Source organism: Streptomyces sp. NBC_00887, assembly GCF_045207585.1.
In genome coordinates, this window is the sequence record NZ_CP108788.1 from 8388702 (window position 1) to 8400993 (window position 12292).

Genomic DNA, 12292 nt, shown 5'->3' on the forward strand with positions numbered 1-12292 from the left:
CCGTGCGACAGAACACTGCTGGAGGCCGTCAGCCGGCGGCGGCCCACCGCGGGACCGTCGGCAGGACCTTCTCGGCGACGCCGAGCAGCACCCCGTCGTCCGGCGTCATGCCGTCCGCACGCCACACGGCCACCTCGTAGGACCCGCCGCTGTCCTTCGCGTCCTGGGCCACGCTCAGGACGCGGGCCGGAACACCGGGACCGCTGTCGGAGTCGCTGCCATCGAGGCGGAAGCTGATGCTGATGGTGCGCTGCGAGTAGAGGACCGCCGGGCGGCCCAGAAACGTCTCCTGCCGGGCATCGGCGCCCAGGAGCGCCGCGGACCCGTCCACCGGGAGACCGTCGTAGGTGGCCGACAACGTCACGGTGTAGGTCCCGAACTCGACCTGGGCCGAGGGGGTGTCGATCTCCTCGGCGCCGGAGAAGTCCAGGGAGCCGCCGTTGCCGCCGGCCGACTTCACGGTCTCGCCGGGCGTACCCAGCACTTCGGCCAGGCCGGGACGGTTCAGTGCCTCGCACAGCTGCGCCCCGGAGACGCGCCAGGGTGCCTTCCCGGGCTTTCCCGTGGCCTTCTCGGGCTCCCCGCCCGAGCATCTGACAGGCGGCGGGACGCTGTCCGCGGACGACGTCTCCTGGACCGTCCACAGTCCGACCCCCAGTGCCCCCACCATCACGACGGCCGTGACGGCCTGCCCCCATGCGCCCGCGCCCTTCGTGGGCGCGCCTGTTACGTCTGCCATGTCCCCCGCCTGTCATGATCACCCCATATGTGCCCGGGGACCTTATCCCGTGATCATCGGGCGGGCAAGCGGGATTGCCGCGACCCCTACGCCAACTCCGTTCCTGTGCGCGGTGGTTGCGGTCCGTTGCGCGGTGCGACGGTGTTCTCCTGCTCCCGTACGGCCGTCCCCGCCATCCCTGTCCGCTGAGCGAACGGGGCTGTCCGGATTCAGCTCTTGACGGTACGCGGCCATCTCGCTGACCATCGGTCACGCATATCGCACCACCAGCTCCAGGCCCCGGCCGTGCACGGCCGGGTACCCCCCGCACGTTCCGTCAGTCCCCGAACGGAATCGGAGCCTTCGATGAGCCCAACCAGATACAGACCCGTGTCCGCATCCGCCCTCGCCGTCGTGGCCCTGCTCGCGACAGCCGCCCCCGCGGCACAGGCGGCGCCCGCCTCCTCCGCGCCGGCCACCTCCACCGCGGTGGCCGCGGCGCCCGACATACCCCTCGCCAACGTCAAGGCGCACCTCACCCAGCTCCAGTCGATCGCCACCGCCAACGGCGGCAACCGGGCCCACGGCCGGACCGGCTACAAGGCGTCCATCGACTACGTGAAGGCCAAGCTGGACGCGGCCGGATACACCACGGCACTCCAGCAGTTCACCTCCGGCGGAGCCACCGGGTACAACCTCGTCGCCGACTGGCCGGGAGGGGATCCGAACCAGGTACTCATGGCCGGCTCCCACCTCGACTCGGTGACCTCGGGCGCGGGGATCAACGACAACGGCTCCGGCTCGGCGGCCGTACTCGAAACCGCCCTCGCCGTCTCCCGGGCGCAGCTCGCACCCGACAAGCACCTGCGCTTCGCCTGGTGGGGTGCCGAGGAGCTGGGGCTCGTCGGCTCGAAGTACTACGTGAACAACCTCGCCACCACCGAGCGTGCCAAGCTCGACGGATATCTCAACTTCGACATGATCGGCTCGCCCAACGCCGGCTACTTCGTCTACGACGACGACCCGGTCATCGAGCAGACCTTCAAGAGCTACTTCGCCGGTCTTTCGGTGCCCACCGAGATAGAGACCGAGGGCGACGGCCGCTCCGACCACGCCCCGTTCAAGAGCGCGGGCGTGCCCGTCGGCGGCCTGTTCACCGGGGCGAGCAACACGAAGAGCAGCGCCCAGGCCACGAAGTGGGGCGGCACCGCGGGGCAGTCCTTCGACCGCTGCTACCACTCGTCCTGCGACACCACGGCCAACATCAACGACACGGCCCTGGACCGCAACAGCGACGCGGTGGCCCACGCGATCTGGACCCTGTCCGCAGGCACCGTCGAACCGCCCACGGGCGAGGGCGTGTTCACCAGCACCACCGATGTCGCCGTACCGGACGCGGGGGCCGCCGTGACCTCCTCCATCGCGGTCACCGGCCGGACCGGCAACGCTCCCACCGCACTTCAGGTGGGCGTGGACATCAAGCACACCTGGCGCGGTGACCTCGTCGTCGATCTGCTCGCGCCGGACGGCACCGCGTACCGGCTGAAGAGCGCGAGCAGCAGCGACTCGGCCGACAACGTGATCGCGACCTACACCGTCAACGCGTCGAGCGAGACCGCGAACGGCACCTGGAAGCTCCAGGTGCGGGACACGGCCTCGCAGGACACCGGCTACATCGACAGCTGGAAGCTCACCTTCTGATCCCCTTCGGCGGTGCGGCCAGTAGGAGCGGGCCGCACCGTCGTCGGTCAGAGGCCGGAGCCCAGGACTCAGAACTCAGAGGTACTTCTTGATCTCGCGCCGGGCGAGCGACCGCTGGTGCACCTCGTCCGGCCCGTCCGCAAGCCGCAGCGTCCGTGCCGAGGACCACAGTTCGGCCAGCGGGAAGTCCTGGCTCACGCCGCCGGCGCCGTACAGCTGCACCGCCTGGTCGAGAATGCCGACGACCGCGCGCGGCGTGGCGATCTTGATCGACTGGATCTCGGTGTGCGCCCCGCGGTTGCCCACCGTGTCCATCAGCCAGGCCGTCTTCAGGACGAGCAGCCTCAGCTGCTCCACCGTCACCCGGGCGTCCGCGATCCAGTTCTGCACGACACCCTGCTGGGCGAGCGGCTTGCCGAAGGCCGTACGGGACACGGCCCGCCTGCACATCAGCTCGATCGCACGCTCGGCCATCCCGATCAGCCGCATGCAGTGGTGGATCCGGCCCGGGCCCAGCCGCGCCTGGGCGATGGCGAAGCCGCCGCCCTCCTCGCCGATCAGATTCGCGGCGGGCACCCGCACATCGGTGAACACGACCTCGGCGTGGCCGCCGTGGGAGTGGTCCTCGTAGCCGTACACCTGCATCGCACGGCGCACCTCCAGGCCGGGGGTGTCGCGCGGGACGAGGATCATGGACTGCTGGCGGCGGATGTCCTCGCCGTCCGGGTCGGTCTTGCCCATCACGATGAAGACGGCGCAGTCCGGGTTCATCGCCCCGGAGATGTACCACTTGCGCCCGTTGATGACGTAGTCATCGCCGTCCCGCACGATCCGCGTCTCGATGTTCGTCGCGTCCGACGAGGCCACCTCGGGCTCCGTCATCGCGAACGCCGAGCGGATCTCGCCGGCGAGCAGCGGCTCCAGCCACTGCTTCTTCTGCTCGTCCGTGGCGAACTGGAAGAGCACCTCCATGTTCCCGGTGTCCGGGGCCGCGCAGTTCAGCGCGGTCGGCGCCAGATGCGGGCTGCGGCCGGTGATCTCGGCGAGCGGGGCGTACTGGAGGTTCGTCAGTCCGGCGCCGTACTCCGCGTCCGGGAGGAAGAGGTTCCACAGACCCTGCCTGCGCGCCTCCGCCTTGAGGTCCTCCACGATCTGCGGGGTGTCCCACGGCGAGGCGAGCAGGGCGCGCTGCTCCTCCGCGACCGCCTCGGCCGGGTACACGTGCTCGTCCATGAAGGCCAGCAGCTTGGTGCGCAGCTCTTCGGTACGGGCGTCGAATGCGAAGTCCATAAGTGATCAGCCTTCCTGGAGGGTGGTGAGGCCGTGCGCGATGAAGACGGGGACGAGGTCGCCGATGCGGTCGAAGCCCGGGCCGACGGTCTGGCCGAGGGTGTAGCGGTAGTGGATGCCCTCGAGGATCACGGCGAGCTTGAACCACGCGAAGGCCGTGTACCAGGAGATGCCGGAGGTGTCCCGGCCGGAGCGTGCGGCGTAGCGCTCGATCAGCTCGGCGGGAGTGGGGTGACCGGCCGCGCCGCTGGTGGTGGACACCGGGGAGGCGGGCAGATCGAGGTCGGAGCTGTACATCACGAGCAGGCCGAGGTCGGTCAGTGGGTCGCCCAGCGTGGACATCTCCCAGTCCAGGACGGCCTTGATCCGGTCGTCCTCCCCGATCAGCACGTTGTCCAGGCGGTAGTCGCCGTGCACGACGGTGGGTGCGGGGGAGACGGGCAGCGCCCGGCCGAGCGCGGCGTGCAGTTCGTCGATGCCGGCCAGCTCACGGTTGCGGGAGGCGTCCAGCTGCTTCCCCCAGCGCCGCAGCTGGCGGTCCAGGAAGCCCTCGGGACGCCCGAAGTCGCCGAGGCCGACGGCCTCGGGGTCGACGGCGTGCAGATCGACGAGCGTGTCGACGAGTCCGAGGACGGCGGCGCGGGTGCGCTCGGGGCCGAGGGGAGCGAGCTGCTCGGCGGTGCGGTACGGGGTTCCCGCGACGTACTCCATGACGTAGAACGACGCGCCGATGACCGACTCGTCCTCGCACAGCAGTACCGGCTCGGGCACCGGCACGGCGGTCGGATGCAGGGCGCTGATCACCCGGTGCTCGCGCTTCATGTCGTGCGCGGTGGCCAGCACGTGGCCCAGCGGCGGTCTGCGGACGACCCACTGGCCCGTGCCGTCGGTGACGATGTAGGTCAGGTTGGAGCGTCCGCCCTCGATCAGCCGGCCTTCGAGCGGTCCGTTCACCAGCCCGGGCCGCTCGCGGTCGAGGAACCCACGCAGCAGGCCGAGGTCGAGACCTGGCGGATGGACTGGGCTCATGGGCGCACCTCCGGGACGGTTGAACGATCGGGACCATGATGCCGACCAGTCGGTATGTCGTCCAGTGAACTCCCGGAATCAAGTGGATGATCTCGGCCCTCGGTCTGGCGTTCAGTCGTATCCCTGAATAAGGTTCACGTATGGATACAGCATTGTTGATCGACGACGTCCGGCTGACCCCGATCCTCATCGCCGATCCGCCGTTGCTGAACACCCAGGGCGTCCACCAGCCGTACACCCCGCGGCTCATCGTGGAGGTCGTCACACGCGGCGGGGTGACCGGAGTCGGGGAGACCTACGGCGACGGCACCTACCTCGAACTGGCCGAACCGCTGGCCCATGCTCTCCCCGGCCGCTCGGTCAGCGACCTGAACGGCCTCTTCGCCCTGGCCGACGAGGTGTGCGGCGACTCACGTGCCACCGACGGGCGGGTCGACGCGGGTGGGCTGCGTGGCGTGCAGACCGCCGACAAGCTGCGGCTCTCCGTCGTCTCCGGGTTCGAGGTCGCCTGCCTGGACGCGCTCGGCAAGACCCTCGGCCTGCCCGTGCACGCACTGCTCGGCGGCAAGGTCCGCGACAGCGTCGAGTACAGCGCGTACCTCTTCTACCGCTGGGCAGCCCATCCCGCAGGCGGTGAACAGGACGACTGGGGCGCGGCCCTGGACCCCGCCGGAGTCGTCGCGCAGGCCCGGCGCTTCTCCCGCGAGCACGGGTTCACCTCCTTCAAGCTCAAGGGCGGAGTCTTCGAGCCCGACCAGGAGATCGCCGCCGTCCGCGCGCTCGCCGAGGCCTTCCCGGGACAGCCGCTGAGGCTGGACCCCAACGGGGCCTGGTCCGTCGAGACCTCGCTGTACGTCGCCGATCAGCTCAAGGGCGTACTCGAATACCTGGAGGACCCGGCGAGCGGCACAGCGGCGATGGCGGAGGTCTCCGCCGGCACGGACCTCCCGCTCGCCACGAACATGTGTGTCACCACCCTCGCGGAAGTCCCCGAGGCCTTCGCCCGTGACGCGGTCCAGGTGATCCTCTCCGACCACCACTACTGGGGCGGCCTGCACCGCACCCGTGAACTGGCCGGGATCTGCCGCACCTTCGGCGTGGGACTCTCCATGCACTCCAACACCCACCTCGGCATCAGCCTCGCCGCGATGACCCACGTCGCCGCCACGGTGCCCAACCTCGACTACGCCTGCGACAGCCACTACCCCTGGCAGACCGAGGACGTCATCACGGCACGCCACACCTTCGAGGGCGGACACCTCGCCGTCTCCGACGCCCCCGGACTCGGTGTCGAACTCGACCGCGACCGGCTGGCCGTGCTCCACCGGCGCTGGCTCGACGACGACGGCACGATGCGCGCACGCGACGACGCGGCGGCGATGCGCACGGCCGACCCGGAGTGGGTGACCCCGCCGATCCCGCGCTGGTGAGGCCGGTGAGGCCGGTGAGGCTCCAGGGCGAGGAGCTCTACTCCTCCCAGCCCTGCGCCGCCACGAACGCGTCCCCGTAACGGGCCGACCAGCGGCCCAGTGCCTCGATCGGTTCGAGCAGCGTCCGGCGGGGCGCCGTCAGCGCGTACTCCACGCGCGGCGGCGCCTCGGCGGACGCGCACCGCTCGACCAGTCCGTACCCCTCCAGTCGGCGCAGCGTCTCGGTCAGCACCTCGGCGCTGATGCCACCGATCTCCGCCCGCGGCTCACCGGGCCGGCACGGGCCCTCGGCCAGTGCGTACAGGATGACGGGATTCCAGGCGTACGCCAGCAGATCGAAGCCGAGCCTGGCCCCGCAGTCCGCGAGCAGCCGGTCCACGGTTCCCCCCGGCCCGTCGGGCACCGAACGGTGCGCAACGGATCTCCTAGCGTTCCGACAGGACGACGCTACGCGAACAGCGGCCACGGGGGACGGACATGCGGATCGGCATCATCGGTACGGGCAACACAGCGGAAGCCCTCGGCACCCAGTGGGGGAGAGCCGGGCACGACGTCCTCTTCGGCGGCCGGTCACCCGACCGCACCCGTGCCCTCGCCGGCCGCACGGCCAGAGCGCGGGCACGGTCACCGAGGCGGCGGCCTTCGGCGACGCGATCCTGCTCGCCCTGCCGTACGACGCCGTGGCCGGTGTCCTCGGCGGCCTCGGGGCCGCGGACGGCGCCCTGCGGGACCGGCTGCTGATCGACTGCACCAACGCCGTCGGACCCGGATTCAGGCTCACCACGAACGGGGGCCCGGGCGCCGCCCGTACGATCGCCGACTCCACCGGCGCACGGGTCGTCAAGGTGTTCAACCACCTCCCGGACTCCGTGTGGCGGCGCACCCCGCCCGCCTTCGTCGACGGGCCGGTCACCGTCCCGCTGCGCGGGGACGACGAGCAGGCCCTGGAGGCGGTACGGGTCCTGGTGCGGGCCCTGGGATGCGTACCGCTGGCCGTGGGCGGGCTCGACCGGGCCGGGTATCTCGAGACGGCGACCGCCTTTCTCATCGGGCTCCGGCACCGCGGTCATGACCCGCGCACACTGCTGCCGCCCTTCCACGCCGCCACAGCCTGAGTTGCGGGGACCCTGACCTGCGCCGATCGTCGGAGGATGAAGGCGATCAGCTACAGCAGCTACGGTCCGGCCGATGTCCTGGAGTACGGCGACCGGCCCGACCCCAAGGTCGGCCCGGACTCGGTCCTGGTGAAGGTGCGGGCCGCGGCCGTCAACCCCGTCGACTGGAAGGCGCGCGAGGGCTACCTCCAGTCGGCGCTGGAAGCCGTCTTCCCGGTCATTCCCGGCTGGGACGTCTCCGGGGTCGTCGTCCAACCCGGTGCCGCCGTCGACGAGTTCTCCGTGGGCGACGAGGTCATCGGCTACGTGCGCGAGGACTTCCTCTCGCGCGGGACCCTCGCCGAATACGTCGCCGCGCCCGTGCGGACCCTCGCCCGCAAGCCCCTGAACCTGAGCTTCGAGGAGGCCGCGGGCCTCCCCCTGTGCGGACTCACCGCCTACCAGGTGCTCCACCGCACCCTGGAGGTCCGGGACGGCGAGACGGTCCTCGTCCACGCCGCCGCCGGAGGAGTCGGCTCGTTCGCCGTCCAGCTCGCCCGGCACGCGGGCTGCCGGGTCATCGGCACGGCGGGCCCCCACAACCACGAGTACGTGCGTCAGCTGGGCGCCGAGCCCGTGGAGTACGGCGAGGGGCTCGCCGACCGGCTGAGGGCCCTGGCCCCCGAGGGCATCGACGCCGCGTTCGACACCGTCGGCGGGGAAGCCCTGCAGGTCTCCGCGGAGACGCTCGCCCCCGACGGCAGGCTCGCCTCCATCGCGGACGCGGAGGTCTTCTCCTACGGCGGCCGCTACGCCTTCGTGCGCCCCGACGCCCAGGACCTCGCACAGATCGCGGAGCTGGCCGAGCAGGGCGTCCTCACCGTCCACGTCGACCAGGTCTTCACCCTGGAGCAGGCAGCGGACGCCTACCGCCTCAACGAGCAGGGGCGCACCCGCGGCAAGATCGTCGTCACCGTGGACTGGGAGAACTGAGACCGGCTGTCGGCTCAGAACAGCATGGCTGCGGCGAACGCCGCGATCGCGACCGTGCACGCCGCTGCCGTCGCCGCGTCGCGCGGCGACAGCGCCGGCGGCGCGGAGGATCCCAGGCCCACCACCCGGCGGTGCGTCACCCGCAGGAATCCCAGCCAGGCCAGCAGGCTCAGCGCCACGGCGACCACCCCCGCCGCGTCGGCCCCGCCGTGCAGGGCCTGCCTGACCGCGAGCAGGGCCACCACCGTGCAGGACAACGTCGTACGCCGCCAGGCCAGCCTCGTCCGTTCCGGCTGCAGACCCGGATCGCGCTCCGCCGTGGTCACCGGCCCTCCCAGCCGAACAGGACCACCACCACCATCGCGAGGGCGACCACGGCGACGACCATGCTCAGGATCGCCGGGAAGCGGGACACCGGCAGATCCTCACCGCGCCGCATCGCCCGCTCGCACCGCACCCAGTGATTCACCGCGCGCAGGGCACACAGGACACCGGCCACGAGCAGGCCGAGGGCCAGGCCCGCCCGGAGGCCCCAGCTCAGACCGGGCAGGAACTGGTCGACGGCGAAACCACCGCCGATCAGCGCGAGAGCCGTCCGGAGCCACGCGAGGAACGTGCGCTCGTTGGCGAGCGAGAAGCGGTAGTCCGGGGTGTCGCCCTCCGCGCGGATCTGCTGCGGCGCGAACCACAGCCGCAGGCTCTGCATGACGTCGCCGCGCCGGCTCACGAGGTGAACCCCGCTTCCCCGGCCCTGAACTCCCGCAGGCGGTGGTAGGTCTCCAGCCCGTCCGGAACCCACAGCCGGTCGCCGAGCCGCCGCTCCAGTTCCGCATCGGTCAGGAACGTGTGCCAGGCGACCTCCTCCACCTGCGGATTCACCGGCAGCTCGCACCGCACCCGGTACACGTAGGACCACCAGCTGTGCTCGGCGCTCGTGTAGAGGAACTTGAACAGGGGCTCGGGGCGGGGCAGGTCCGGCACCCCCAGCTCCTCACCGGCCTCCCGCAGCGCAGCCTCGTCGTAGGACTCGCCCGCGCCCACGACCCCGCCGACGAACATGTCGTAGTGCGAGGGGAAGACCAGCTTCGTCGCCGTCCTGCGGTGCACGAAGAGCCGCCCCCCGGCGTCCCTGGCCTCGATGAAGACACAGCGGTGGCGCAGGTTCCGCGCGGTCGCCTCGCCACGCGGCGCCTGCCCGACGACCTTGTCGTTCTCATCGACGATGTCCAGGATCTCGTCATCCGGAGTCATGCTGCTCATCCAACATCACCCGGTCGGCAGCAGTGGACCCGTGCCTGTCCTTCCCCTCCGGCATCGCCGGATGGAGCCCGAGCAGCACGATCCCCGCCACGATCGCCGCGAGTCCGGCAGCCTGCCAGGCCAGGGCACCCGTGTCGGTGCGCACCTGGTCGCCCAGGAACCCGATTCCGCACGCGATCCCGGCCAGCGGCTGCGCGGCCGTCAGCGCGGGCAGCGACATCCGCAGCGGCCCCGCCTCGAACGCGCTCTGGACCAGGATCAGACCGGTCACCCCGATCACGACGACCGCGTACGGATGCCAGCCCGTCATCAGTGCCGCCCAGCCGCCGTCGTCCAGCCGCTCCCCGCAGAGTCTGGTCAGGGCATCCTGCAGTCCGTACAGCAGCCCCGCCGCCAGCCCGAGCAGCACGGGGGTTCCGGGGGTCCGCGGGTGCCTGGCAGAGGCGGTCAGGACCACCGCGAGCCCCGCGACCGTGCCGATCACCAGCCACTGCCGCAGCGGATCCGCGGTCGCCTCCCCGCCTTCCGGCTGGCCGGCCAGCAGGAACGCGGTGACGCCGCCCGCCAGCAGACAGAGCCCGCCCCAGCCCTGCCGGCCGAGTGACTGACCGGTGCGGTGGCGCGACAGTGCCATCGCGAAGACCAGATTCGTCGCCAGCAGCGGCTCGACGAGCGACACCTCGCCCTGGCCGAGCGCGAGCGCGCCGAGGACCATGCCGCAGACCATCAGGCCGATCCCGGCGAGCCAGCTCGGCACCCGCATCAGGTCGAGCAGCAGCCGGGGCGACAGGAAGTCGCTCAGGGGCGCACGTCGGGCGGCGTCCTGCTGGAGGACGAACCCGAAGCCCAGACAGCACGCGGCGCCCACGGAGAGCAGGAGAACCAGCACCGACACGGATCCGACGATAGCCCCGCGGACCCGCGGGAGCGGTGAGGGCGGCGCCGACCGGGCGGTTGACGTGGAAGCGGCCGGTACCGAAGATCTGACGCACAAGTAACTTCGTGCACCGCACGGCATCGCCCCGAAGGATGGAACCATGGCGTACGACGCTGATGTGATCGTGATCGGGGCCGGACTCGCGGGCCTGGTGGCCACCGCCGAGCTCGTCGAGGCGGGCCGGACGGTGATCCTGCTGGACCAGGAGCCCGAACAGTCCATAGGCGGCCAGGCGCACTGGTCCTTCGGCGGCCTCTTCCTCGTCGACTCGCCCGAGCAGCGCCGACTGCGCATCAAGGACAGCCACGAGCTGGCCCTCCAGGACTGGTACGGCACGGCGGGCTTCGACCGCAAGGAGGACCACTGGCCGCGCAAGTGGGCCGAGGCGTACGTCGACTTCGCGGCCGGTGAGAAGCGGTCCTGGCTGCACGCTCAGGGGATGCGGTTCTTCCCCGTCGTCGGCTGGGCCGAACGGGGCGGGTACGACGCGAACGGCCACGGCAACTCCGTCCCGCGCTTCCACATCACCTGGGGCACCGGGCCCGGTGTCGTCGCCCCCTTCGAGCGGCGGGTGCGCGAAGGCGTCGCGAAGGGCCTCGTCCAGCTGCGGTTCCGCCACCGGGTCACCGGCCTCGGGGGCTCGGCCGGGGCCATCGACACGGTCACCGGCGAACTCCTCGACGCGAGCGGCGCCGAGCGGGGCACGGCCAGCAGCCGCGAGGTCACGGGAGCCTTCGAGCTGAAGGCGCAGGCAGTGATCGTCACCTCGGGCGGCATCGGCGGCAACCACGACCTCGTACGCGCCCAGTGGCCCGAGCGGCTCGGCACCCCGCCCGAGAAGCTGCTCTCCGGGGTGCCCGCCCATGTCGACGGGCTGATGCTGGGCATCACCGAGGAGGCCGGCGCCCATCACATCAACCGCGACCGGATGTGGCACTACACCGAGGGCATCGAGAACTGGAACCCGATCTGGGCCAAGCACGGCATCCGCATCCTGCCCGGCCCGTCCTCGCTCTGGCTGGACGCCCGCGGGAAGCGGCTGCCGGTCCCGCTCTTTCCCGGCTTCGACACGCTGGGCACCCTCGAACACATCATGAAGTCCGGGTACGGGTACACCTGGTTCGTCCTCGACCAGAAGATCATCGGGAAGGAGTTCGCGCTCTCCGGCTCCGAGCAGAACCCCGACCTGACCGGAAAGTCGGTCCGGGACGTGATCGGCAGGGCGCGCGCCGACATCCCCGCACCGGTCAGGGCGTTCATGGACAAGGGCGTCGACTTCGTCGTCGAGAAGGACCTCGGCGCGCTGGTCCGCGGGATGAACGCACTGACCGACGAGCCGCTGATCGACGAGGACGACCTGCGCCGCGAGATCACCGCCCGCGACCGAGAGGTCGCCAACCCCTTCACCAAGGACCTCCAGATCACGGCGATCAACGGCGCCCGCGCCTACCTGGGCGACAGGCTCATCCGTACGGCCAAGCCGCACCGCATCCTCGACCCCGGGGCGGGGCCGCTGATCGCCGTCCGGCTCAACATCCTCACCCGCAAGTCCCTGGGGGGCCTGGAGACGGATCTGTCCTCCCGCGTCCTGACGGCGGACGGTACCCCGCTGTCCGGTGTGTACGCGGCGGGAGAGGCGGCCGGCTTCGGCGGTGGGGGAGTCCACGGCTACCGCTCGCTGGAGGGCACGTTCCTCGGCGGCTGCATCTTCTCGGGCCGCGCGGCGGGCCGGGCGGCTGCCGAGGCGACCGGCTGAGGCAACTGGCTGACCGGCCGCGGCGACCACTGGGCGGACGGCCCGGCGGCCGTTCTGTGACGGGGCGACGGGAGCTTCACGGCC

14 protein-coding genes are annotated in these 12292 nt (G+C 71.3%); 6 read left to right on the forward strand and 8 right to left on the reverse strand.

The window, feature by feature from the left end:
• Positions 1-28: 28 nt before the first annotated feature.
• The gene (locus tag OG844_RS38240; protein WP_406388951.1) at positions 29-739 is read right to left on the reverse strand and encodes a DUF6215 domain-containing protein; all 711 of its coding nucleotides are present in this window, start codon (positions 737-739) and stop codon (positions 29-31) included.
• 345 nt (positions 740-1084) lie between these two features.
• Here OG844_RS38240 and OG844_RS38245 point away from each other — a divergent pair, with 345 nt between their 5' ends.
• Positions 1085-2419 carry a M28 family metallopeptidase gene (locus OG844_RS38245; RefSeq protein ID WP_406388949.1) on the forward strand — a complete coding sequence of 445 codons (1335 nt, stop codon included), beginning with the start codon at positions 1085-1087 and terminating at the stop codon, positions 2417-2419.
• 75 nt (positions 2420-2494) lie between these two features.
• Here the strand turns inward: OG844_RS38245 and OG844_RS38250 are convergent, their stop codons facing one another.
• Both OG844_RS38250 and OG844_RS38255 read right to left on the reverse strand, forming a co-directional pair.
• Positions 2495-3709, reverse strand: coding sequence for an acyl-CoA dehydrogenase family protein (locus OG844_RS38250; protein WP_406388948.1), 1215 nt, complete (start codon positions 3707-3709; stop codon positions 2495-2497).
• Between the two features lie 6 nt (positions 3710-3715).
• Entirely contained in the window at positions 3716-4738 is a 1023-nt protein-coding gene (locus OG844_RS38255) for a phosphotransferase family protein (protein WP_406388946.1), read from the reverse strand.
• A gap of 140 nt (positions 4739-4878) precedes the next feature.
• On the opposite strand from OG844_RS38255, the gene OG844_RS38260 reads away from it, so the two are divergent.
• The gene (locus OG844_RS38260) at positions 4879-6168 is read left to right on the forward strand and encodes a glucarate dehydratase family protein (protein WP_406388944.1); all 1290 of its coding nucleotides are present in this window, start codon (positions 4879-4881) and stop codon (positions 6166-6168) included.
• 37 nt (positions 6169-6205) lie between these two features.
• Here OG844_RS38260 and OG844_RS38265 read toward each other — a convergent pair whose 3' ends face one another.
• Entirely contained in the window at positions 6206-6547 is a 342-nt protein-coding gene (locus tag OG844_RS38265) for a winged helix-turn-helix transcriptional regulator (protein WP_406388942.1), read from the reverse strand.
• A 98-nt stretch (positions 6548-6645) separates the two neighbouring features.
• Here OG844_RS38265 and OG844_RS38270 point away from each other — a divergent pair, with 98 nt between their 5' ends.
• From OG844_RS38270 to OG844_RS38280, 3 genes are read left to right on the forward strand one after another with little or no spacing between them, the layout of a single operon-like run.
• Positions 6646-6909, forward strand: coding sequence for an NAD(P)-binding domain-containing protein (locus tag OG844_RS38270; RefSeq protein WP_406388941.1), 264 nt, complete (start codon positions 6646-6648; stop codon positions 6907-6909).
• Positions 6849-7283 (forward strand): NADPH-dependent F420 reductase, encoded by a 435-nt coding sequence (locus tag OG844_RS38275; RefSeq protein WP_406388940.1) that lies wholly within the window; start codon positions 6849-6851, stop codon positions 7281-7283. The genes OG844_RS38270 and OG844_RS38275 overlap by 61 nt, the downstream gene beginning before the upstream one ends.
• 36 nt (positions 7284-7319) lie before the next feature.
• Positions 7320-8255 carry an NADP-dependent oxidoreductase gene (locus tag OG844_RS38280; protein WP_406388939.1) on the forward strand — a complete coding sequence of 312 codons (936 nt, stop codon included), beginning with the start codon at positions 7320-7322 and terminating at the stop codon, positions 8253-8255.
• 14 nt (positions 8256-8269) lie between these two features.
• Here OG844_RS38280 and OG844_RS38285 read toward each other — a convergent pair whose 3' ends face one another.
• The 4 genes from OG844_RS38285 to OG844_RS38300 are packed head-to-tail and all read right to left on the reverse strand — an operon-like array spanning position 8270 to position 10410.
• Entirely contained in the window at positions 8270-8581 is a 312-nt protein-coding gene (locus OG844_RS38285; RefSeq protein WP_406388938.1) for a DUF202 domain-containing protein, read from the reverse strand.
• Complete coding sequence (locus OG844_RS38290; protein ID WP_406396034.1) at positions 8578-8961, reverse strand: YidH family protein; 384 nt, start codon at positions 8959-8961, stop codon at positions 8578-8580. Before OG844_RS38290 ends, OG844_RS38285 begins: the two co-directional genes overlap by 4 nt.
• Positions 8962-8978: 17 nt before the next feature.
• Positions 8979-9506: an NUDIX hydrolase gene (locus tag OG844_RS38295; RefSeq protein WP_406396033.1), complete on the reverse strand. Its 528-nt coding sequence runs from the start codon at positions 9504-9506 to the stop codon at positions 8979-8981.
• On the reverse strand, positions 9493-10410 hold the full coding sequence (locus tag OG844_RS38300; RefSeq protein ID WP_406388936.1) for a DMT family transporter: 918 nt from the start codon (positions 10408-10410) through the stop codon (positions 9493-9495). Before OG844_RS38300 ends, OG844_RS38295 begins: the two co-directional genes overlap by 14 nt.
• A 142-nt stretch (positions 10411-10552) precedes the next feature.
• Here OG844_RS38300 and OG844_RS38305 point away from each other — a divergent pair, with 142 nt between their 5' ends.
• A complete protein-coding gene (locus OG844_RS38305; RefSeq protein ID WP_406388934.1) occupies positions 10553-12208 on the forward strand; it encodes an FAD-binding dehydrogenase in 1656 nt (551 codons plus the stop codon).
• The last annotated feature ends 84 nt before the right edge of the window (positions 12209-12292 follow it).